The organism is Vreelandella lutescens (genome assembly GCF_014640815.1).
GTDB lineage: Bacteria > Pseudomonadota > Gammaproteobacteria > Pseudomonadales > Halomonadaceae > Vreelandella > Vreelandella lutescens.
The window spans coordinates 434,588-456,011 of the sequence record NZ_BMHM01000001.1; the positions used below are offsets into that span (position 1 = coordinate 434,588).

The 21,424-nt window shown below is 54.5% G+C and carries 18 protein-coding genes; 4 read left to right on the plus strand and 14 right to left on the minus strand.

Annotated elements, in window-relative coordinates:
- Positions 1-105: 105 nt before the first annotated feature.
- On the minus strand, positions 106-636 hold the full coding sequence (locus tag IEW65_RS01995; RefSeq protein WP_188637838.1) for a chromate transporter: 531 nt from the start codon (positions 634-636) through the stop codon (positions 106-108).
- Entirely contained in the window at positions 633-1,190 is a 558-nt protein-coding gene (locus IEW65_RS02000) for a chromate transporter (RefSeq protein ID WP_188637839.1), read from the minus strand. The genes IEW65_RS01995 and IEW65_RS02000 overlap by 4 nt, the downstream gene beginning before the upstream one ends.
- 189 nt (positions 1,191-1,379) lie before the next feature.
- Between IEW65_RS02000 and IEW65_RS02005 the strand changes: the two genes are divergently transcribed.
- Together IEW65_RS02005 and IEW65_RS02010 are read left to right on the plus strand one after the other, a co-directional pair.
- Positions 1,380-2,048 (plus strand): GntR family transcriptional regulator, encoded by a 669-nt coding sequence (locus IEW65_RS02005; RefSeq protein ID WP_188637840.1) that lies wholly within the window; start codon positions 1,380-1,382, stop codon positions 2,046-2,048.
- A gap of 83 nt (positions 2,049-2,131) precedes the next feature.
- Entirely contained in the window at positions 2,132-2,698 is a 567-nt protein-coding gene (locus IEW65_RS02010; protein ID WP_188637841.1) for a DUF1415 domain-containing protein, read from the plus strand.
- Here the strand turns inward: IEW65_RS02010 and IEW65_RS02015 are convergent.
- The 4 genes from IEW65_RS02015 to IEW65_RS02030 form a co-directional block, all read right to left on the minus strand.
- A complete protein-coding gene (locus IEW65_RS02015) occupies positions 2,676-4,331 on the minus strand; it encodes a sensor domain-containing diguanylate cyclase (protein WP_188637842.1) in 1,656 nt (551 codons plus the stop codon). The genes IEW65_RS02010 and IEW65_RS02015 overlap by 23 nt on opposite strands.
- Positions 4,332-4,479: 148 nt before the next feature.
- Entirely contained in the window at positions 4,480-6,156 is a 1,677-nt protein-coding gene (locus tag IEW65_RS02020) for a methyl-accepting chemotaxis protein (RefSeq protein WP_188637843.1), read from the minus strand.
- 215 nt (positions 6,157-6,371) lie between these two features.
- Complete coding sequence (locus IEW65_RS02025) at positions 6,372-8,048, minus strand: methyl-accepting chemotaxis protein (protein ID WP_188637844.1); 1,677 nt, start codon at positions 8,046-8,048, stop codon at positions 6,372-6,374.
- A gap of 343 nt (positions 8,049-8,391) precedes the next feature.
- Positions 8,392-8,895, minus strand: a complete 504-nt coding sequence (locus IEW65_RS02030) for a GNAT family N-acetyltransferase (protein ID WP_188637845.1) — start codon at positions 8,893-8,895, stop codon at positions 8,392-8,394.
- Between the two features lie 114 nt (positions 8,896-9,009).
- Here IEW65_RS02030 and IEW65_RS02035 point away from each other — a divergent pair, with 114 nt between their 5' ends.
- Positions 9,010-9,642: a LysE family translocator gene (locus IEW65_RS02035; RefSeq protein ID WP_188637846.1), complete on the plus strand. Its 633-nt coding sequence runs from the start codon at positions 9,010-9,012 to the stop codon at positions 9,640-9,642.
- Positions 9,643-9,653: 11 nt separating this feature from the next.
- On the opposite strand, the gene IEW65_RS02040 is transcribed toward IEW65_RS02035, so the two are convergent.
- The 7 genes from IEW65_RS02040 to IEW65_RS02070 all read right to left on the minus strand — a co-directional run bounded on the left by IEW65_RS02040 (position 9,654) and on the right by IEW65_RS02070 (position 17,631).
- Positions 9,654-10,646 (minus strand): LLM class flavin-dependent oxidoreductase, encoded by a 993-nt coding sequence (locus tag IEW65_RS02040; protein ID WP_188637847.1) that lies wholly within the window; start codon positions 10,644-10,646, stop codon positions 9,654-9,656.
- A 110-nt stretch (positions 10,647-10,756) separates the two neighbouring features.
- Positions 10,757-11,443, minus strand: coding sequence for an SDR family oxidoreductase (locus tag IEW65_RS02045; protein WP_188637848.1), 687 nt, complete (start codon positions 11,441-11,443; stop codon positions 10,757-10,759).
- Positions 11,444-11,515: 72 nt separating this feature from the next.
- Positions 11,516-12,787 carry a nitrate regulatory protein gene (locus tag IEW65_RS02050; protein ID WP_188637849.1) on the minus strand — a complete coding sequence of 424 codons (1,272 nt, stop codon included), beginning with the start codon at positions 12,785-12,787 and terminating at the stop codon, positions 11,516-11,518.
- An 80-nt stretch (positions 12,788-12,867) separates the two neighbouring features.
- Positions 12,868-14,220: a NarK family nitrate/nitrite MFS transporter gene (locus IEW65_RS02055; RefSeq protein WP_188637850.1), complete on the minus strand. Its 1,353-nt coding sequence runs from the start codon at positions 14,218-14,220 to the stop codon at positions 12,868-12,870.
- A gap of 327 nt (positions 14,221-14,547) precedes the next feature.
- Complete coding sequence (locus IEW65_RS02060; protein ID WP_188637851.1) at positions 14,548-15,567, minus strand: patatin-like phospholipase family protein; 1,020 nt, start codon at positions 15,565-15,567, stop codon at positions 14,548-14,550.
- Between the two features lie 85 nt (positions 15,568-15,652).
- Positions 15,653-16,750: a CZB domain-containing protein gene (locus IEW65_RS02065; protein ID WP_188637852.1), complete on the minus strand. Its 1,098-nt coding sequence runs from the start codon at positions 16,748-16,750 to the stop codon at positions 15,653-15,655.
- 152 nt (positions 16,751-16,902) lie between these two features.
- Positions 16,903-17,631 (minus strand): murein L,D-transpeptidase catalytic domain family protein, encoded by a 729-nt coding sequence (locus IEW65_RS02070; protein WP_188637853.1) that lies wholly within the window; start codon positions 17,629-17,631, stop codon positions 16,903-16,905.
- A 172-nt stretch (positions 17,632-17,803) separates the two neighbouring features.
- On the opposite strand from IEW65_RS02070, the gene IEW65_RS02075 reads away from it, so the two are divergent.
- Positions 17,804-19,441 carry a L,D-transpeptidase family protein gene (locus IEW65_RS02075; protein ID WP_188637854.1) on the plus strand — a complete coding sequence of 546 codons (1,638 nt, stop codon included), beginning with the start codon at positions 17,804-17,806 and terminating at the stop codon, positions 19,439-19,441.
- Positions 19,442-19,535: 94 nt separating this feature from the next.
- Here IEW65_RS02075 and IEW65_RS02080 read toward each other — a convergent pair whose 3' ends face one another.
- Positions 19,536-21,197: a peptidoglycan DD-metalloendopeptidase family protein gene (locus tag IEW65_RS02080; RefSeq protein WP_188637855.1), complete on the minus strand. Its 1,662-nt coding sequence runs from the start codon at positions 21,195-21,197 to the stop codon at positions 19,536-19,538.
- Between the last annotated feature and the right edge of the window lie 227 nt (positions 21,198-21,424).

Sequence of the window (21,424 nt, forward strand, 5' to 3'; positions counted from 1 at the left end):
TGAGTTGGTGTGGTGATCCGCTGCGTTAAGTAGCGGTGGGGTGAGCGCGTGGTCCCATATTGGGTTCTTATTGTCTGCAGTGAATCGTCGGTAGTGCACAACAGGTCAACCTAGCAAGAGCCCTCCATAAACCAAGGCGCCGATAACAACAAAGGCGGGGTGGGTGTTGAAACGCACAAGCGCAATCGTTGCCACAACACCAATAATCAGCGTGTGGATGATGCCGCTTGCCGCCAAACTTTCTGTGAAAAAACCAAGCGTCAGCCACGCCATCATCATGGCAATCACGGGGCGTACCCATTGGCTCATCCGCTTTACGCGAGGGGAGTCTCGGTGGCGATACAGCAGTCCCAATGCCCCAAGCATCAGTAACAGCGAGGGAACCACCGTGGCGGCCACAGCCACCACTGCACCACCAATACCAGCGACTTCATAGCCCACATACCCTGCCATTTTGGTAGCAATCGGGCTTGGGAGCGCGTTGCCGAGTGCCAGCGTTTCAGCAAAGCCCTGCGAGGTCATCCAGCCGTAGCGGCCGACTACTTCTGCTTCAATGAGCGGAATAATGGCGGGGCCACCGCCGTAGCCGATAATGTTAGGAATGAAAAACGCTAAAAAGAGATCCCAATAAATCATGCGGTGCCCTCCGCGCGTTTTTTCCGGGAAGGACGCAGTAGCGCCGCCAGTAAAATAGCGCCAATCACCCAGCCAGGATGCACGCCGAGCCAGTAAATCACCGCTCCCGCCACGGCGGCCATCACCGCACTGGCAAGCCAGCCAAGCGCTGCCTTGGATTTATCAAAAAAGTCCCAGGTGAGTTGGCCCATCATCACCATCACCACTGGAATCACTGCTTGCCCCATGCCGCGTATCCAACCAACGTCGCGGTAGCGGCTAAAAATGCCTAACATCACAATCATGGCCACGATCATCGGCAGGATGACGGCAATCACCGCCGCCGCGCAGCCGCTAATGCCCGCAACACGGTATCCAATGTAGCCGGGCATTTTGGTGGCAATAGGGCCGGGTAGCGTATTGCCAATCGCCAGCACATCGGCAAACTCTTCATCGGTTAGCCACTGGTGACGCGTCACGACTTCCGCTCTGACCAGCGGTATCATGGCGGGCCCGCCGCCAAAGCCGAAAATGCCGACGCGGAAAAAAGCCCAAAAGAGTGCGGTTTGCTTCATGCGCTCATCGCCTGCAGGGAAGACAGTACGGTCAACAGCATAAGATGTCCCTATTTATCGTTTGTAGGTTAAAAAATCGATTATTTTGTCTAAAATAGAATATAGGTGAGCCTGACAAGAGGCGTCAACACCTAGCCATGGAATCTCCATTAACCGATGCCTTGCGAAGGTACGCAAAAGGACTCCGGAATGAACAAGCACATTCAGCTCCCTGCCGGTAGCGCATCCAGCCCCATCTATGATGTGCTGCGCCGAGATTTGGTAGGTGGCCGCTTTAAGGCAGGAGAAAAACTCGCTATTAATGCTCTCAAGGAGCAGTACCAAGTGGGCCTGAGCCCACTGCGCGAGGCGCTGAACAAGCTGGCGGCTTATGGACTGCTGGTGCAGGAGAATCAGCGCGGATTTAGAGTGCCGAAACTCTCGCGTGAGGAGTTAGATGATATTGCGCGGCTGCGTACGGAGCTTGAAGGGATGGCACTGGAACGCGCCATTGCCCATGGCGATGCGGTGTGGGAGGCGGATCTTTTGGCGGCGGCACATCGCTTAAAACGTGCCGACATTACGCTAGACAAAGGCGAAGAGTGGGAGCGCCTGCATACTCAGTTTCACCGTACCCTCGTTGCTCCTTGCGGCTCAGTTTGGCTGCTGCGTTTTATTGAGCAGCTGCACGACCAGTTTGACCGTTACCGGCGTTTAGGGCCGAAAATGCCCACGATTCGCCAAGAGCTGGATGACCAGCATCATGAGCTGGTAGAACTGGCGTTAAAGCGTGACGCATCAGCGGCACGAGCACTGATGGATGATCACATTCATAAATCTTATGAAGTGGCCTTAGCGCGTTATCAGAAGCATGCCTAGCGTATTTGCGAGGGCTTGCCTGTACACTGGCGTCTAGTACGTGGCCGTCGCCACGATTTTTAAAGAGTTTAGGTGCAACGGGTATGACGCAAGCAGCAGATCAGCAGGTAGTGGCTCAAACGCTCGCATGGGTGAGCCACTTTATTGTTGGACACAACATTTGCCCTTTTGCTAAACGCGAGCTTGAGAATCACTCGATTCGTGTTGAAGTCGTGCGCTCGAAAAAGGTGGATGTGGCGCTTGAGGAGTTAGTGGCGGAACTGGAGTGGCTCAACGAGCATCCTGAAGTAGAAACCACCCTGCTGGTGTTTCCGACGCTTTTTAAAAGCTTCGACCACTATTTGGATGTCGTAGAGCTTGCCGAACAGCTGCTCGTTGAGCTGGGTTACGAAGGTATTTACCAGCTAGCGACGTTTCACCCAGACTACTGTTTTGCCGATGCAGAGCCAGACGACGCGGCGAATTACTCTAATCGCTCGCCCTATGCCATGGTGCATTTGCTGCGCGAAGCCAGCGTTGAGAAAGCCATCGCGTTTTATGGCGATACCGCCGCTATTCCTGAACGCAATATCGCTTATCTCACCGCGTTAGGTAGCGAAGCGGCTGACGCGCAGCTACAGCAGTGTCTTAACTCGACTCCCCATAAATAACCAGACGATGCTTGCCTTTGCTTTTTGCTTTGTAGAGGGCGATATCGGCTAGCTGCATCACCTGTTCTATGTCGTGGCCATGCTGTGGCCACCAGGCAGCCCCCAGGCTACAACCCACCTGTGCCTGTTGGTTGCCGGGGAGTACAACAGGGCTTGCGATACGCTGGAGCAGCCGCTGGCTCACTTCTGTGGCCAGTGCTGCGCTGTTCTCATCAGGGCTCTTGAGCACCATGACAAACTCGTCGCCTCCCAGCCGTGCTACTACGTCACCGCTGCGAAGCGTGGATTTTAGGCGCTGCGTGACTTCAATCAGCAGTAAATCCCCAGCATGGTGACCCAGTTCATCATTCACCCGTTTAAAGCCATCCAGGTCAAAGAGCAGCACAATAACGCTCTGCTGCTGGCGCTCTGCTTCAGGCAGCGTGTGCTGCAGGTATTGAGTGAGAAATGCTCGGTTAGGCAGCCCGGTGAGCGGGTCCGTATTGGCCAAGTCCTCTAAGCGGCTAATGGTCTGGCGTTGGTCAATCAAACGCTCCACCATATCGCGCATTGAGGTGGAGAGCCGCTTAAGCTCGGGTGAACCGGTTTCCAAGGTGATGGCGCAGCGGCTGGTAACCGCTTGGATGTTGTCCGCTGCGCGGGCAAGGCGAGTCAGCGGCGCGACCAACCGGGAGGCCACGATCCAGCCAATGATGGAAAACATCAGGGCAACCAGCAGACCAGTGCCTAAAATGATCTCGTAAAGTCGCTCAACCGGAGCAAAGGCGGTGGTCACGGGTTGCCTGCTAACGGCTACCCAGCCCAACCCTGGAAAATCGCCAAACCCTTGGCTGCGGGCCACTCCCGTGACATAGCGCTGCCCATCCGGCCAGGTTTCAATCGACCATTCGGGCGTTGTACTTTCCGATAAGGTGCGAATAAACGACAGCGGTTGGCCTACCAACTCATCGGGGCCAAGCAGCACGTTGCCCTGGGCCGAGAGCAAGAGCAGGTCTGTTTGCTGTTCGCGTAGCTTTGGCGAAAACATGGAGTTTTTCACCTGGGTAGCCCACTCCCAACTAAGGTGTACCCCCAGCACGCCAGTAAACGTTCCGCGTTGATTGTGAAGCGGTGCTGCGATATCCACGAACTGAATGGGCTCGCCAGTGGGGTTGGGCAACAGCTGTGCCAGCATGACGGCATCGTGGACATCCCCGACCCACAGCCCGTGCTGCCCCTCTATAAATACGGGTCGTTGGGCGATAGAGCTACCCTCCAAAATGCCCCCGGTTGATGCGACAACTGTACCGCTGGCATCGGTCACCCCAATCCAGGACACCACATCATAGTTACGCTGCAGGTGTTCAAGCTGAGCGCGCACTAAGGGGGTGTCCGTATGGTCGGCAAACGCTTTAATGCCTAAAAGCAGACGCACCTCTTTGATACGTGCATCCATACTGCGGTTGAGTTTATCCACCATTTGGTAGGCGGTATCGGCACTGTCGTAGCCTATGTTTGTTTCAAGCTGAATAGCGGCTTCCCGGGAAGCGACCCAGCTCAGCAGCAGCGTAATAGCGACCACTAACGAGGTAATCAGGCCAATGATTCTAGCGCGCAGAGAAACGCGCCGTAGCAGTGAGCAGCGAGCAGGCATATAGGGCCCAGCGAGTTATCTTCATTATGGGGGCAAATACACTATCTTAATTTTTGTCATGGCACTAATAGAGCGACTCAACGCTGATAGGTCTCGTGGCGCGGGCCACACCGGAGTGATTGACCCGCGCGGGTAACAAGTGACTGTATTAAAACGCTTCCCACTCAGGCTCTGCGGTTGGGCGCTGGCGCTGTGCCACGCTCACATTTTGTGAGGGAGCGCGTAAACGAGGGTTGGAAGCGGGCGCTGAGTGGCTGGATAGCGCAGCTTGACGGCTGGATGCGTTTAGCCGGAACGCCGCGACCAGTTCCGCTAAGCGAGCAGCTTCATCTTGCAGCGATGCGGAAGCCGTGCTGGTCTCTTCGACTAACGAGACGTTCTCCTGGGTAGCGGAGTCCATCTCGGCAATCGCGGTACTGATCTGGCTAATGCCTGATTCCTGCTCCTTAGCGGCGAGTGCCAGCTCCTGCATCATATCGTTCACGCGGATGATGGCTTGGTTGATGTCGTCCATGCTTTCGCCGTTTTTCAGGGCTTGGTCGGCTCCTTGGGCAATGCGGCTCGCGATATCCTCAATCATGGTGCGGATTTCTTTAGAGGAGTTCGAGGTTTTGGTGGCCAGTGAGCGAACTTCGCTTGCAACCACCGCAAAACCGCGACCGTGCTCACCCGCCCGCGCGGCTTCCACGGAGGCGTTCAAGGCAAGGATGTTGGTTTGGAAGGCGATGGAATCGATCACCTGAATGATTTCATTCACTTTCTGCGAGCTGGTCTCCAACTCGCGCATCAGCACGCTGGTTTGCTCAGACTCTTGCTTGCCGTGGGCCGCTTTCTTAGACGCATCTTGGGTCAGGCGCTCTGCCTGGGCAGCGGTATCCGCATTTTGACGAACGATGGATGAAATTTCATCCATGCTCGCCGCGGTTTGCTGTAGCGCAGCCGCCTGCTGCTCGGTTCTAGAGGCGAGGTCTTGGCTGCCACCGGCAATCTGGCGCGAGCTGGCGGCCACGGCGGTGCTGCTTTGGGAAAGCGTGCCCACCATGGTTTGCAGTTTGGCCTGCATCTCCTGCATCGCGCTGTAAAGGCGTCCGATTTCGTTGTTACCGCGAGACTCAATGTCACTGGTCAGGTCGCCTTGGGCGATGTTTTCACACACCTGCACAGAGCGCTGCAGTGGACGCACAATCATCCGGTTAATGCCAATTTGCACGCCAATCGACAGCGCGATGGCGAGTGCAATCAACACACCGCTAAGTATCATGGTCGTTGTGTGGCTTTGCTCTGCTTGGCCAATTTCTTCTGCGGCTAAGGCCTGTGCCCGAGTATTAAACGCGCGAATCGCATCGGTTAATGTGCCGAACTCCGCATTGAAACGTTCCCGGTGTTGAGACAACGCGGTGTAATTAGCGGCTGCCAAGTCGCTGCGAAACGCCTCGGTCACCATTTGGGGATAATAATTCACAATCGCCGCAATCAGCGGAGCGCGAACTGCCGTGGGAGGAACCTCAATGGCGGTAAACTCTGCAAAGCGTGTATCTGCCCGTTCAAGTGCAGCGCGTGCCAGTTCAAGCGCTTCTTGAGCGGATGCGCTCTCGCCAGTTTCCGTGTAAGCGGTATAGCGGGCGAGGCGAAGGCGTAACTCCATCAGGTTCACTTCTGTGCGGTTGATGGAAGCCACTTGTTGAGCAGCCACTTCATCAAGTTCACGCAGGCTATCCATTACACTAAGCTTTGACAATATACCTGTCGTTGCGATGGCCAGCAGGGCAACTAGCATCAGCCCTTGCGCGGCTGCCAACGTATGTTTGACAGATAAATTTCGCATGTTGGTTACTCTCATAGGCAGGGGAAAGTGAAGAGCATGTTGGGCAGGGAGGGGAGCCCTGCTTATACATTATCGACACAAAGCGTATGCAATTGAGAGGAGCTGAGAGGTTTTTTTAACTTTTTTTACAAAGCGTGTGGGTGAGACTTGGCGACAGCCTAATCATTCAAAAGGGCCAGCAGGCTGGCCCATGAAAAAGTGATGCTTAAAAACGTTTAAAAGGCTTCCCACTCGGGGGTAGCGGATAGCCGTGAGGGGGCCGCCGCGGCTAAGGGGGAGGCGTAGGAAGTGCGAAAGGTTTGCTGAACGGCCAGCGGAATTTGGCTAGCTTGCTGAGTTTGTGCGAGGCGTTTTAGCTTAAATTCATTCACTAACACGGCTAAACGAGCCGCTTCATCTTGAAGCGAGGCCGAGGCGGTGCTGGTTTCCTCAACAAGCGAGACGTTTTCCTGCGTAGCTGCATCCATTTGTGAAACAGCGGTACTGACTTGGCTGATACCGGAATCCTGCTCTTTAGCGGCCAGTGCTAGCTCTTGCATCATTTCGGTGACTTGCATAATAGACGTATTAATATCGGCCATGCCTTGGCCATTACGCGTGGTTTGTTCCGCTCCTTGGACGATGCGCTGTGAGATGTCTTCAATCAGCTCGCGGATCTCTTTGGAAGACGTGGATGTTTTCGTCGCCAGTGAGCGAACTTCGCTGGCCACCACGGCAAAGCCACGACCATGTTCGCCCGCTCGGGCGGCTTCCACCGACGCATTGAGCGCCAAGATATTGGTTTGGAAAGCAATCGTATCAATGACCTGAATAATGTCGTGTACCTTATGCGACGTTTCTTCTAACTCATGCATTAACTGGCTGGTGCGTTCAGAGGCCTGCTTGCCGCTGGTCGCCTTCTTGGCTGCCTCTTTCGTGAGCCGTTCAGCCTGCTCTGCGGTGTCCGCATTCTGGCGTACGATGGAAGAAATCTCGTCCATGCTCGCGGCGGTTTGCTGAAGCGCGGCCGCTTGTTGCTCCGTGCGAGAAGCTAAATCCTGGCTGCCGCCCGCAATTTGCTTTGAACTGCTAGCAACGGCTTCACTGCTTTGATTAAGCGTGCTGATCATCTCTTCAAGACGCTCCTGCATATCATCCATGGCCGCGTAGAGGCGTCCAATTTCATTGCTACCGCGGTCTTCAATGCTGCTGGTGAGATCGCCTTTGGCGATGTTTTCACAGATCTGTACCGCCCGCTGTAGCGGAGAAAGCAGAAACTTATTAATCGTTGCTTGCATCGTGATATAGATGATGACGGCCAGGAGTGCCAGAAGCCCTACTGTGATCCCAAGCACTTGGCTGTCTTGCATTGTCTCGGAGGTTTTTCTGTTGCCATACTCTAAAGCGAAGCGATTAAAGTCCCCAACGGCTTCACCAAACGCTAAAAAAGCAGCGTTAATATTTTCTTTGTAGTCGATTAGCCCCTCGTAATCAGCGTTGGCGAGCATGGTTCGAAGGTTGTCTGAGGCTGTCGCGTGATAGGTTTCATTCACTGTTGCGAGATAACCATAACGCTCATCTTCAGGTCCGGTAGAAATGCTGTTCATGGCCTCCATTCGTGTATCTGAGACGACCAAGCTCTCTTTGGCAAATGTAAGAGCACCTTCCGCTCTTTCTGTTAACCCATTTTGGTAGTATTGGGATAAGCGCTCCAGGCGCACTCGCATTTCCATCAGGTTAGTCTCAGCCCGCGCGGCAGAGCTAGATTGCAGCGCGCTAATATTATTAACATCTTGAATACTACTGGCGGCTGTTCGCTCCCCTAGGTAGCCTAAAAGCCCTACCCCCATCAGCATGATGAGTAATGCAACGAGCGCACCAGAAATCAGGGTTTTTACTGATATTTTTTGCATCGCCGTTCCCTTTATTATCCCAACACCTGAAGTGGTGTTAACGTGGGAACTTAAAGATAGCAGCGGATAACACTTGGCATACATAAGTTAATTTTCTTCTGAGCTGTTGTTTTAAACGATTGTTTTTCATAACTTACTCAGAGTTCATCAGTCAGTTGTATCGTTAAGTGACATAAGTAACGTTTAAGGTGTCTTTGAAAGCGCTAAGGACGCTGCTTTGTGCTGTTTGTGTATCCTTAGGTGATGGCGGGCGAGTCAGGGTTATTGACTAGAAACAATGTTATTTTTTGCAGCGTTGAATGCTCAGCAGGTGACTAGCCTGCTGAGGGAAAGAAAGGCTGTTTTAGTGCTTGATGAGCGCCTTATACATGACATGCGTATCCACATACCCCAGTGAGGCATGCTGATAAGCATTTGGCACAGTGCCCACAATCTCAAAGCCCAAGCGCTGCCATAGCGCGACAGCGATGTGGTTGCTGGCGACCACCGCATTAAACTGCATAGCCTTGAACCCGTGTAAGAGAGCCTCCTCCTGTGAGTGTTCGCACATGGCGCGGGCCACCCCTTTGCCACGCGCCTGTGGCGTTACCATATAGCCGCAGTTACACACGTGGCTACCGGGGCCAGCAGCATTGGCTTTTAAATAGTAGCTGCCCAATAACTGTCCCTGCTCGTCTTTCACCACCAAGCTCTTTAGTGGCGTCTTACACCATAGTGAGAAAGCATCGTCATAGGTGATATTAGGAGCTATCGCGTAGGTTTCCTGGGCGGCTACAATGGCTTGAAACGTCGGCCAGAAAAGCGCGAATTCTTCTGCTGTCATCGGTGAAAACTGAAGGGTTGGCATGCGGTGTTTTTCCGTTTATTAGGGCATAAGCTACGTTAGCATATTCTGATGCGGCTCAAAGCAGTCGGCATCCCGGTCGATGACGTCATCAAATGACCTCCAGAGGAGTTGGCAATGACCATTGAGAGCGCACTCACCTACTTTATTGCCATTTTTATCTTTGCGGTCACGCCTGGGCCGGGCATTTTTGCCCTCTTGGCAAAAGGGATGTCTGCTGGTGCTCGGCCATGCATCCCGCTAGCGCTGGGCATGACGGCCAGTGATGTGATTTATCTCTTACTCGCGTTTTATGGCTTAGCGGCACTAGCGGAAAATTGGGGGGAAGCCTTTATGCTGCTGCGCTATGCGGGGGCGGCCTATCTGTTTTATCTGGGGTGGAAAATGTGGACGGCTGAGGTCACAGATTACACGTTAGCGCCTACTCAGCAGGGCGGTGGGGGATTATCAAAGGAGGCGCTTAAGGGCTTTACCCAAGGCTTCTTGATTTCAGCTTCTAATCCAAAAGTGATTCTGTTCTATATCGCGTTTTTACCCACCTTTATAGATCTTACCGTGCTCAATCGCAGCGATATGTTTCTTGTCGTGGGTTTAACGCTGGTGGGGCTGATGATGGGCTTAATGCTAGTGGCTTCGTTCGCTTCTTCGGCCCGTCGCTTCTTTCAATCAGAGCGTGCTCAAAAGGGCACCAACCGTACCGCAGGCTCGCTGATGGTAGCGGCAGGTGCCTTTCTTATTGCGAAAGGGTGAGCACAGGGGGCTCAACGAGCGGCTTGCGCGACGATCTCATAGCTACGCAGCCGATCCGCGTGGCTATAAAAGTCGCTATTAATCATAAGCTCGTTGGCACCTGTACGCGCTTGAAACTCCTCTAACTGTGCCTTCACCGTGTCTGGGCCGCCAATAATGGCGGCACCTAAAAACTGTTCTACCTGGGCGCGCTCCATGGGTGACCAGTCCAGTGCGTCTGTGGGTGGCAGCGACTGGGTGGGTTTGCCGCGAATCAAGTTCAAGAATTTCTGCTGTGCGGTACTGGCTAAATAGTGTGCCATCTCATCACTTTCCGCTGCCATGACGGGCAGACCCACCATGGCATAGGGGGCGTCTAGGTGCTCGGACGCTCGGAAATTATCACGATACAGGCGCAGTGCTTCAAATAGGTAGCCGGGTGCAAATTGAGCAGCAAACGCAAAGGGTAGCCCCAGCTTAGCGGCTAGCTGCGCACTGTAGCCGCTGGAGCCCAGTAGCCAGATAGGCACATGGGTGCCTTGGCCGGGTACGGCTTTTACGGTTTGGCGCGGATCTGAGTCTGCGAGATATTGGCGTAGCTCCGCTAATAACTCAGGAAAGTCATCGACTCCGGCGTGTGCATGGCGGCGCATGGCACGCATGGTGGCCCCATCAGAGCCGGGTGCGCGGCCCAGGCCAAGGTCGATGCGGCCAGGGTAGAGGGTTTCCAGTGTGCCAAACTGCTCCGCGATCACAAGAGGCGGATGATTCGGTAACATAATACCGCCACTACCCACGCGAATCGTGGATGTTTGACCGGCCACATGGCCAATCAGAACAGATGTCGCTGCACTGGCAATACCGGCAATATTGTGGTGCTCGGCTAACCAGTAGCGCTGGTAACCCAGTGACTCTGCGTGCTGGGCTAACGAGACGCTGTCACGAAACGTTTCTGCAGCACTGCCGCCTTGGCGGATGGGCGCAAGGTCCAGTACGGAGAGGGCGGTCGTCGCAAGTTGGCTCATAAATCACCTGATAAACATGCATGGGCAGCGAGCCAAATTGTTAGCACGCTTCATAATGCTGCGTTTATGTGGGCAGTCGAGAGCAAATGCAAGCCATCGATAGAGCGAAGTTACGCTTTAGGAGGTGTTGGGCGTATCAGAATTTCGTTCACATCCACATGCGGTGGCTGTGAGAGCGCATAAACAACCGCATTAGCGATATCGCGATCTTCTAGCGCGTACTCGGGCGGTTCATCAAAGAAGGGCGTATCGACCATGCCGGGCTCAATGAGCGTGACTCGCATACCGGTGCCGCGTAACTCTTCGCGTAGGTTGTAGCCAATGCCCGTCACGGCCCACTTAGTGGCGCTATACATGGAGCCTGGGATCGTCGTGCGTCCAGCCGCTGAACCGGTTAATAACACATGCCCTTGGCGGCGTTTTAGCGCTGGCAAGCAGGCTTGCAGGGTAAGACCAACACCGTAAATATTGGTGAGGATCATCTCACGCCAAGCCTCATGATCCGCGCTGCTAAAGCCACCTGGCGAACCGCCGCGGCCTGCGTTGGCAAAGACGGCATCAATGTGTCCAAAGGTTTCGAGAGCGTGTTCCACCATTGCCTGCTGCTGGCTTAGGTCGGTCACATTCACTTCGCAGGTGAGGACGTTCTCAGGGCCAAGCTCCTGTGCAAGCGATGTCAGCTTATCGGCAGAGCGTGCAGCGAGCACCAGTTTGTAGCCTTCGCGGGCTGCTGCGCGGGCGGTGGCGGCCCCAATGCCGCTGGAAGCACCGGTAATGAGTAGAACGCGGTCGTGCATGGTTGGCTCTCCTTGCTCATTGTTAAAGGTGCTTTCAGCATGGCGAAAAGCCAATAAGGTTGCAAATCGTGCTCAGCGCTGCTGCTTTTCCTCTTTTCGTTGCAGCATGGCAGAAAGGTCAAGAATCGACTGCGCCATATCCGCCATGCTTTTGCTTTGATCCATCGAGGTTTTACGTAAAAAGCGGTAGGCCTCCTCCTCGCTCATGGATTGGTGGGCCATGATTAACCCTTTTGCCCGCTCAATGAGTTTGCGTTCACGCAGTGCTTTGCGCGTGTTTTCAAGCTCATCGCTTAACCCTTGCAGGCGGCTAGATTGTGCATGCGTCAGTTCAAGCAGCGAGCGGCTGAGCGGTGAGTTGAGCGCACTGGCAGTTAAATCCCCTAGCGGCTGCGTCGGGGTAAGGGCCAACAGCTGTTCACAGGGGGCAGGTAGCGGCTTTTCTGGCGTCGCCTTTGCTTGATCTAACGCTGCCTGTGCCTGGGCAATTTTATGGTGGCAAAGCGCTGTTAATTGGGTGTTCAGCGTATCTTCGACTGTTTTGATGGTATCAATGCGTAGGGTGGTGAGTTCATACCAGGTTTCGCCCAGCGTATTGCCCGATGCCGTTTGATGGTGCGAGCGCTGGCAAGCAATATCACGCAGTTGGCAGATACCTGCCAGCGTTCTGGGTGAGAGCGACTGTTGCCAAGCGATCAGCGCTTCCGGCGTGGCAAATTCTGCAAAGGTGTTAAAGCAGCGCTGCTGGGTGTCGACAAGCTGATTCAAGAGCGTGCGGTGTGCTTGATCAAAATGACCCAGCGTAAACCCGAAAGCACCGCAGGCGCGCTCTTGCCCAGCGAGTTCTTTACCCTGCATCAGGTGAAAAATAGCCACGAGAGCGCGGGTAATATCCGGGTCGACAGCGGTGTCGGCTGCCTCGAAAACAATCGCTAATAAGCCACTGATCAGGTGGTTAAACGCTTGGGTGGCGGAATCTGGCGATATGTTAAAGGTATCGATGGCGTGGCGCAGAGCGCTGAGCTCATCCAGTGCTAGCCATACGGTGGCAATGCGGCGCAGTAAGCGCGCGGTGGCCTGTGGGCGTGCTTCTTGGCTAAGCGCTTCAAGGCGCAGCCGCATGGACGCTTCAGCCGCTTGGCTATGCGCAAGGTAAGTAGTGCGTCGAGTTTTAAAACGCTTGCCTTTAGAGGCCAGATAAATGGTCGATGCTCCCCGTTCCCGCTGAAGCACATGAATAAACTGACTGATATCGCTGACAATATCAGCCGTCGTGGCTAAATGGTGAAGATTATCGATGTCGCAGCGTAGGGCGGTGAAGAGCAGCTGTTGGGCAGAAGACATGTTGATTTCCTTATTACTCGCCGCCAAAAGTGAAATCACCCCCCACAGCCTCTCGCCTGTGGGGGTGGTGTTAATTAATGTTAGCGCAATGAGAGCGCGCCTGCTCCGGTGTCATTGCCGACTGCTTCACGGTAAGCGTTGGCCTCTTCGGCTTCAGTGGCATCGCTAAAACGCACGAGTAGCACGCAAGAAGCGAGTACCAATACGGTGAGCCCCAAGTAGAAGAGCCCCTGCTGGTAGCTGAGACTTTCACTGCGGAAAAGAAAAGCCGCCGAGACAGCACCCACATTACCGCCAGCACCAACTATGCCTGCCACTGCCCCCAGCGCTTTTTTGTTGATAAAAGGCACCACGCCATAGGTGGCCCCTTCGGCCATTTGCACGAAAAGACTAAACACCAACATGATGCCAATGGCTAAGCTGAGTACGTGCATTTGGGAGAAGGCGATAAGCGCGATGCCTTCGCATACCAGAGCGATAAACAGCCAGCGTACACGCCCTTTAAGCCCGCCTTGTTTGGCAAATAGATCAGAGAACACGCCGCCCAAAGTGCGGGCAAAGATGTTCATTAAGCCGAACAGTCCCGCAATCAAACCAGCCGTGGCAAGAGTAAGGTCAAACTTATCAAAAAAGTAGATCGCGGCAATATTGTTAATGGTTAGCTCGACGCCAAAACACAGCCCGTACACCACAAACAGTGCCCACACGCGGATATCCTTCGCGGCTGCTAAAAAGCTTTGGGCAGCACCGTGCTCGCCGGTAGCAGGCGGCAGTTCACCGCGGGCGCGCAGCTCGCTGAAGTTGCCATTTGGGGCATCTTGAGTGAACAGCCAGTAAGCAATGCCGGTAAAGAACAGCACAATGCCCGGCACGACCATGGCAAGACGCCAGCCAAGTGCTTCGTTAACACCTAGCATCAGCACCCCGGCAAAAATCAGCGGCATGACAATTTGTGTGGTGCCGCCCCCAAGGTTGCCCCAGCCAGCGCTGGTGGCGTTAGCCGTGCCGACCACGTTAGGCGCAAACATCATGGTGGTGTGGTATTGGGTAATCACAAACGATGCGCCGATAGCACCAATCGCTAGGCGGGCTAGCAAGAACGTTTCAAAGCTATTCGCTAAGCCAATTCCCATCACAGGAATAGAGCCCAGCACCAGCAATCCTGTGTAGGTTTTGCGCGGGCCAATGCGGTCACACAGCACGCCAATCAGCAGGCGCACGATCACGGTAATGGCCACTGAGGCAATGATAGTGTTACCGATTTGGGTTTGGGTCAGGGCGAGGTCTTCTCGCACCACTGCCATGAGCGGAGCGATGCCGAACCAGCCAAAAAAGCAGATATGGAAAGCAAACCAAGAGAGATGAAACGCACGCATCTGCGGCGTCGAAAAATTGAGTAACCGTATACGGTTAGCTTTATTGCGTATATCCATGGGCGGCCTCACAAAGCACAGAGTGAGTGTGTCGAGACACAACGCATTAGGCGTTGCGCAGCTACGGGAACATGCCTTCACCGTCGAAGGTCAGGTTCGACGCACTCGTACCCTGTTGGGCCTGGTCCACGCCTATCACCATGGTTGGAAAATAAGCAAATACTCCGCCATTGGGTTTTTAAATCATGTGAAACAGCGTGTTAGGTGTTTTTTTGGACGTCATTGACCGTGTGCTAGTCAAGCGTTGGAAACACGCTTCGCACTCTGCCTGGGCAGAGTGCGTTAAAGGATGCGCTACGTTGGGGCAGCGTAGACGATGGAGCGGCGTTATTCGTGGAGGTAAACCGCGTCAATATCTAAGGTGGAGTGTTCGCCAATGGCATCAAAATTGGCTGCCAGCCACTGATCGGCAGCCTCTCGGCCTTGGTCAAACAGGTGGCATAGGAAGGGCCATTCGGAGTTGAGCTTACTTGAAACGGATAAACTATCGAGCGCTTGGTCGCCGCTGATGCGGTGAAACAGTGCCTGCTGATAGCAGTTTTCAATGCCTTGCTCTTCCAGCGCATGTTTCAGCAGCGCAATCATGCGGACTTCTTTAATCAGAGCGGCGTTAAAAGTAATTTCATTGAGCCGATTCATAATGGCAGAGGCGGACGTGGGTAGCTCTTCGCGGCGAATGGGATTGATCTGCACAAGAAGAATATCCCGAGCGCTACACTCTTCCATGAGCGGGAAGAGGGCAGGGTTGCCCATATAGCCGCCGTCCCAATAGGCTTCGCCATCGATTTCCACCGCTTGGAACATAAACGGCAGGCAGGCTGACGCCATCACGGCATCCACGCTCATCTCTTCACGGCGAAACACACGCTGTTTACCGGTACGCACGTTAGTGGCCGCTACAAACAGCTTGAGCTGATCGCATTGGCGTACGCGTTCGAAATCAATGTGGGCCGCGACGATATCTCTTAAGGGATTCAAATTGAGCGGGTTGAGTTGGTAGGGCGATACCAACCGTGTCATCAAATCCATCGCGATATAGCCAGGGGAGTGATCCAAGCTCCAATTGCCGGTGAGTACATCCATGGGTGAACGGCGGATAGGACTTGCCATCCCCGCGCGGCTCACTGCCTGCCAGAAGTCATGCAGCGCCTTGCGGGCGGTCTGCTTTCCTCCACGCGTCAGCGCATCTGCCATGACCACACCGTTCATGGCACCGGCGCTCGTGCCGCTGATGCCTTCAATCTCAATGCGGTCATCTTCCAGCAGGCGGTCAATCACCCCCCAGGTATACGCGCCGTGAGCACCGCCGCCCTGCAGCGCGAGATCAAGCTTTTTTATCGGTGCCATTATCATCCTTACCGTCTGCGTGTTTGGTGTCTTTAGCATGGCATAAATAGCGCCTGACGGAAGGTATAACGCGATCTCGTTTGTTTTAAGGGGCGTCTGCCAGCGGTGAAGGCCGGGTTTGTGGCAGCGGAATGTCATACACCGCGTGCTCTATTAAACGGTCTAACTGCTTGGCGAGCGCTACGCTTGCTTCCTCCATCAGTGCTAAGGAAGCCAACTGGGCGGTGTGGTCACCTTGGCGGGCGTAACGCAAGGCCTCTAATCCGCTCTCATGAAAGCGTCGGTGGGGCACAGCGAGGGCGCGGTAAGCATCACTCTGTTTGTAACGCAATCCTTCCCCCGTTAAATACCATCGGCCTAGCGTGCAGTGCTGGTGATCCGTTAAAGGGTCATCCAGGGATGCAGAAAGCAGCTGATGATAAAGACGACTTTTCCACACCGCATGCTCCAGTTTGGTCGCATGCAAACAGGCAGTTGTGGTGCTGTGATGAATCACCTTATACATATGCCGAGTTTGATCGGTGAGTTGTTCAATGACCTGCTCTGCCTCTTGGGCGGCGCTGGCCAGTGCGGTGGCTGTTTCACGTTGATGGGCGAGTACGCGGGCATCTTCTTTTAAGAGAGACGCCGTTTGTTCCACCCAGTGCTCCAACTGATGTCCCAAATGCTGCGTATGATCGGCTAGATGCTGAATGTCGCTGACAACTGCTGATAAACCGCTGTGCTCTTCATGCACATGGGCAGCCTCAAGGGCAGTGCTCATTGCTAGTGCGCGGGTATGCCCTGCGGTACGCGCTAGCTCAACGCTAATGCTGCGCAGTTCATGCAGGGCTTTGTCACTGGCCTGTGGAGCCGCGTAATGAGCATCGGCCTGCTGGTGTCGCTGGTGCTGCTGTTGAAGGCTCTGAGCCACTTTTTCCGCGTGATGAAGACGCGTAAACAGGTCGGTAAGCGTGGCGCGTTCGCTGGCTAGCTGTTCAGCGTGATGCTCTGCACCTGCATTGAGAGAGGTGAGCATATCCGCGCCTTTGGCTTGGAGCATGCTAATCGATTCTAGGGGCGTCATCAGACTGATGGTGCGGTAGCCATGAGCGCTTTTCTCCGTGGCTAGCTGAGCGTGAAGCTCGGCCACTTGCTGCTCTAAACGGCGGATCGTTTGATAGGGGTGCATAAAGGCAAACATGGCCGATACCTTCGTGATAAAACGTTTTGTGATGTTTTGTCACGAAGTATTGCAGAAGGTTTTCTTGCTTGCCCTGCCAGAATGCGCGTCGCTGATGAAAACCAACCTCTTGTCTTGGTAAAGGAGGAGGGCCTCCATACCGTTTGGTTGTCTTATTTCATCTGAGCGACATGCATAGGTGCCGGCGAGTGGCAGCGTAAAAAAGAGGAGGTCGCTAACCACTCTTCATCTGGGTAGTAAGCAAAGACGTATTGGTCCTCTTTCAGGCTATCGATCAGCGGATAGGTGATGTCTTCACGCACAGCCGGACAGCCGTGGCTTCTGCCAAGACGACCTGTTTGGGCAATGAAGTCATCGCTCACATAATCAGCACCATGAATCACAATTGCTCGTTCAAACGCCAGGTCGTTAACGTCTGGCTCTAGGCCGTCTAAACGCAGTGAGTAGCCGTTACGGCCATAGTAACTGTTCATCGTGCGAAACAGGCCAATGCTGGATTGATGGCTATCAGGCGTATTGGAAAATGCCTCGGCCACGGCATCCCCCGACCCTTGCCCATGTGAGACCAGTTCTTCAAACAGCAGCGTGTGCTGATGAAGGTCAAAGACCCACATGCGTGGCTCTGTCGATGGGAGCGAGTAATCAATCACCGCCAGGCGCTCGGCGGAAGGGTCCGCGCAGCTGAGCGCCTGGGCAGCCAGGCGCAGAGCTTCAGGAGTTGCCCCTGGCGCTAACTGAAGCAGTTGATGGTGCAGGGGAGACACCCCGGCGGGTGGTGCAGCGGCTACCTGGGAGAAAAAACTAGCCGCTTGAAGCGGATAAGAAAACAACACGATGGGTAAAGAAAACAGTACAGTAGTCATGCGTGAGCGAAAAAGCATGGGGCGTAATCCTGCCTAGAGTGACCAAAAGAGTCATTACATAGAGTCATCACGAATAAACGTAAGCGGCTATGCTAAAAAAGCGCGTCTTAGTACGGGAACCGCTGAGACGACGTTAAGCAAAAAGAGTGAAGCCACACCACAACGCTGCATAGTAACGCAAGGAGAGGCGATGAACGAGAATCAGCCACTAAGACGATGGGCGATAGGGGCAGCGCTCACTCTAACGCTGACCTGTCCACTGCTGGTCAGCGCAAACGAGTCTACTAGCCATGCCATGCAGCAAGCACTGGCTCAGCGTATTGCGCAAAGTGGGGAAGCACTACCGGTGGCTTCCTTTTACGAGTTGCGGCGTGGTGAGCCTGCTTGGCAGAGCATTCAACATGTCGAAGCGTTGGTAAACGCTTTGAGCAGCCTTGTGGATGACGGGTTAACACCGGACGATTATCAAGCCGCTTCGCTCATGGATGATTTTCAGCTTAGTCAGCAGTTAGATGACCAGGCGAAGGCGAATTTCGATATACGCGCGACCCGCTCGCTCCTGTTGGCGCTTGATCATTTATCCCTTGGTAAAGTGAATCCCAGAGAGGTGGAGCCCAACTGGGACTTGCCACGCCCTGAACGCAGCTACGCACTCCCCCGAGTGGTTCAGGCCATTGGCGAGGGTGATGTGCAAAAAGCGCTAATGGTGGCTCGTCCTGCATCGCCTGAATATGCCCAGCTGCGCGAAGCATTGGCCCACTATCGCCGCTTGGCCGAGCAGGGCAGTGTGCCTTACTTGTCGGGGCGTGATGAGTCGCTGCGCCCTGGTGATCGGGGAAATGATGTGCAAACGCTTCGCCAGCGCTTAACTCTCTGGGGTGAACCGCACCTACTGGCGGCGGACAGCGACGCTTACCCAATGATTGGCGCGCAATCTGCCAGCGGTGACCGGCGCGCTTTCGATAGCGAGGTTGAGCGGGCGGTCATGCGTTTTCAGCGGCGTCATCAGCTCCAAGAAGATGGCGTCGTGGGTGAGCGTACGCGGCTAGCACTTAACATGCCTGTGGCATCACGCGTTGATCAACTGCGGGTGAATTTGGAGCGTGCCCGGTGGATTCGGCCCTCGCTGCAGCAGGAGCCTTTCGTGTGGGTAGATATTGCGGGTTACCGCTTACACTATACTCGCCCCAACGGTGAGCACTGGGATACCCGGGTCGTCGTCGGCTCACCCAACCGCGAAACGCCGATTATCCACTCCTCTATTAGCCATTTGACCATCAATCCGAGTTGGACCATTCCGCCAACGATCATGCGTGAGGACGTGTTGCCTCGTGTGCGCCAGGATGCCGACTATCTCACGCGGCAGAATATTCAGGTCGTGAGCCTGTCTGGTGAAACGCTGGATGCCGCAACGATTGACTGGCAACGCCCTGGTGGGGTGATGCTTCGCCAGGTGGCGGGCAGCAGCAATCCTCTAGGGCGGGTGGTCGTTCGCTTCCCTAATAACGATATGATTTATCTTCACGATACACCGGCGAGAGGGCTCTTTCAGCGAGACCATCGGGCATTAAGCTCTGGGTGTGTGCGTGTTGAAGGTGTGACCGAATTTGCGCAGCTCCTGCTGCAGGATAGCGGCAGCCGTTATCAGCTTAATTCGCTGATTAACAGTGGTCGCAGCGACCGTAATATTAACTTGCCCACCCGTATCCCCGTGGCGCTGCACTACTTAACGGCTTGGCCCGATGACCAAGGAGAAGTCGTATTCAGAGAAGATATTTATCGCCGCGATGCTGCGCTATTAGCAGCACTCTCACGAGGGGCAGCTTAACCAGTTGGGCGGATAGATGTCAGAGATGACAAAGCCGCCTCAATGAGGCGGCTTTGTGAGCAACACAGCAGATTTAAAGCAAAGAGGTGGGCGGTTACTGGACGCTTTCGTCGCTTCCACTTTCGCTTTGATAGTTAGCGACACTGATGGTGCCGGTTTCACCGCTTTCAAGCGCAGCCAGCATCGGCTCTGCTTGGCGCTGAAACGCAACCAGCGTGTCACCACTGAGGCTTGTGTTTTCCGGCAGCTCAACGGTCATCGCGTTCACTGGCGTGTTATTCACAATGACTTCGTAGTGCAGGTGAGGCCCGGTGCTGCGACCGGTGTTACCAGACAATGCAATCCGTTCGCCCATCGTGACACGTTCACCCTGGCTGACCAGCGGCTGAGAGAGGTGCAGATAACGGGTGCGGTAGCCGTTATCGTGGCGCACAACAATGTAGCGTCCAGCCGCGTGGTGGTTGCCCACACGCTCTACACGCCCATTCGCTGGCGCTGTGATGGGTGTGCCAATAGGCATCGCAAAATCGGTACCGTTGTGCGGGCTAACACGGCCGGTGACGGGGTGTAGGCGGCGAGGATTGAAGTTAGAGCTCAGGCGATAGTTGCCTTCGAAGGGGCGGCGAGCAAAGGCCGGATCTAAACTGCTGCCTAGCGGCGTATAGAAATTATCATCAGTTGCGTTGCGAACAACGGTGAGGTCCATCCGCTCGCCATCGTATTTTACCGCCAGCACACGAGAGTCGAGGGTTTCGCCGTCAATCATGTCAGACTCAACTAAGACCTGAAACTGATCCCCCCTGCGGCTGTCGCGGCGGAAGTCCAGTTTCTTTTCCAGAATGCGCGTTAGCTCTGTTACTGAGCTGCTGCTTAAACCTGTGGCTTGAGCAGAGCGTGCGAAACTGCCGCTTACGCTACCGGCATAAAGGCGCTGTACGGGCTCGCCCTGACGCTCAATGGTGGTAATCGCATAATGGTCTGAGTCGCGCTCAAGCAGTATCCCGTCGCGCGTATTTTTCATCATGCGCAATGCCAGCAGGCGGCCGTCTTCATCTACCTGATAGTCAAAGCTGTGTCCTGCACGCCAGTTAGTGAGCATACGCGGGTCAGGCAGGTCTTCCAGCAGGGCTAGTACCTCGCTGTAACCCAATCCCAGCTCATTTTGCGCTAGCACAGCAAATGTTTCGCCTGACTCAACGATGTGTGTTTTCCACTCAGGAACAAACGGCTCTTCCGCTGCAAGCTCTAGCTCCAGGAAAGAGATGTCGTCGTAGAGTTCTACACCGTAATCTTCGTATGAAGTGGCATCAGCGATTTCGACGGAGTCGTCGACATTGAGCATGCCGCTTGACAGAGTGCCTACCACAATCGCCATGTGTAGCGCGCCATCATCCAATGAAGCCATGGGCTGTGTGTCAGTGGAGAGCGAGGCTTCAGCGCTGGTAATGATGTCGAGATCAACAATCTCGGTGGCCGTTAATTCACTTAAGGGGATATTTTCACGGGTGGCGTCGAGTGCGCGGGAGGCGCGGTCGATCGCCTCTGCCACTGGCGTTCGCTCTTGACGAAGCGAAGGAACACCGGGTGCAGAATCACTGGGTAGCGGAACGAGCACGCTCTCCAGCGGTGTCTGGGGTTGGTTCAAATCATGATAGGTAGTGATGAGTTTTTGTGCGCCCAACACGGTGACCATCGTGGCCACTGGTAACAGTAATAATTTATGCGTGCGGGGCAGCGAATGAAGGATTCGCAACATGGGTAAATGGACCGCCGAGTTCGTGAAATAAAAGTAACATGAAAGTAAGCAAACTCGGGAACCATACCCCAAGGAGGAGGGACTGAATAGACTGTATATCCATCCACAAAATATACTTCCGCCTAATTACGGGAATATCAGGCAGCCTAAAAAATTCATGAACACCGTTTGCTAACAAAAGTAACAAGGCGGCTGTCAGCAAGCCTCGTCAACCATCGGTGTCATTT

Coding starts and splice junctions, on each gene's coding strand:
- IEW65_RS02080 (WP_188637855.1), bottom strand. CDS start 21,197: ATGTTGCGAATCCTTCATTCGCTGCCCCGCACGCATAAATTATTACTG.
- IEW65_RS02040 (WP_188637847.1), bottom strand. CDS start 10,646: ATGAGCCAACTTGCGACGACCGCCCTCTCCGTACTGGACCTTGCGCCC.
- IEW65_RS02045 (WP_188637848.1), bottom strand. CDS start 11,443: ATGCACGACCGCGTTCTACTCATTACCGGTGCTTCCAGCGGCATTGGG.
- IEW65_RS02070 (WP_188637853.1), bottom strand. CDS start 17,631: ATGCTTTTTCGCTCACGCATGACTACTGTACTGTTTTCTTTACCCATC.
- IEW65_RS02035 (WP_188637846.1), top strand. CDS start 9,010: ATGACCATTGAGAGCGCACTCACCTACTTTATTGCCATTTTTATCTTT.
- IEW65_RS02030 (WP_188637845.1), bottom strand. CDS start 8,895: ATGCCAACCCTTCAGTTTTCACCGATGACAGCAGAAGAATTCGCGCTT.
- IEW65_RS02000 (WP_188637839.1), bottom strand. CDS start 1,190: ATGAAGCAAACCGCACTCTTTTGGGCTTTTTTCCGCGTCGGCATTTTC.
- IEW65_RS02005 (WP_188637840.1), top strand. CDS start 1,380: ATGAACAAGCACATTCAGCTCCCTGCCGGTAGCGCATCCAGCCCCATC.
- IEW65_RS02060 (WP_188637851.1), bottom strand. CDS start 15,567: ATGGCACCGATAAAAAAGCTTGATCTCGCGCTGCAGGGCGGCGGTGCT.
- IEW65_RS01995 (WP_188637838.1), bottom strand. CDS start 636: ATGATTTATTGGGATCTCTTTTTAGCGTTTTTCATTCCTAACATTATC.
- IEW65_RS02050 (WP_188637849.1), bottom strand. CDS start 12,787: ATGTCTTCTGCCCAACAGCTGCTCTTCACCGCCCTACGCTGCGACATC.
- IEW65_RS02015 (WP_188637842.1), bottom strand. CDS start 4,331: ATGCCTGCTCGCTGCTCACTGCTACGGCGCGTTTCTCTGCGCGCTAGA.
- IEW65_RS02010 (WP_188637841.1), top strand. CDS start 2,132: ATGACGCAAGCAGCAGATCAGCAGGTAGTGGCTCAAACGCTCGCATGG.
- IEW65_RS02075 (WP_188637854.1), top strand. CDS start 17,804: ATGAACGAGAATCAGCCACTAAGACGATGGGCGATAGGGGCAGCGCTC.
- IEW65_RS02025 (WP_188637844.1), bottom strand. CDS start 8,048: ATGCAAAAAATATCAGTAAAAACCCTGATTTCTGGTGCGCTCGTTGCA.
- IEW65_RS02055 (WP_188637850.1), bottom strand. CDS start 14,220: ATGGATATACGCAATAAAGCTAACCGTATACGGTTACTCAATTTTTCG.
- IEW65_RS02065 (WP_188637852.1), bottom strand. CDS start 16,750: ATGTTTGCCTTTATGCACCCCTATCAAACGATCCGCCGTTTAGAGCAG.
- IEW65_RS02020 (WP_188637843.1), bottom strand. CDS start 6,156: ATGCGAAATTTATCTGTCAAACATACGTTGGCAGCCGCGCAAGGGCTG.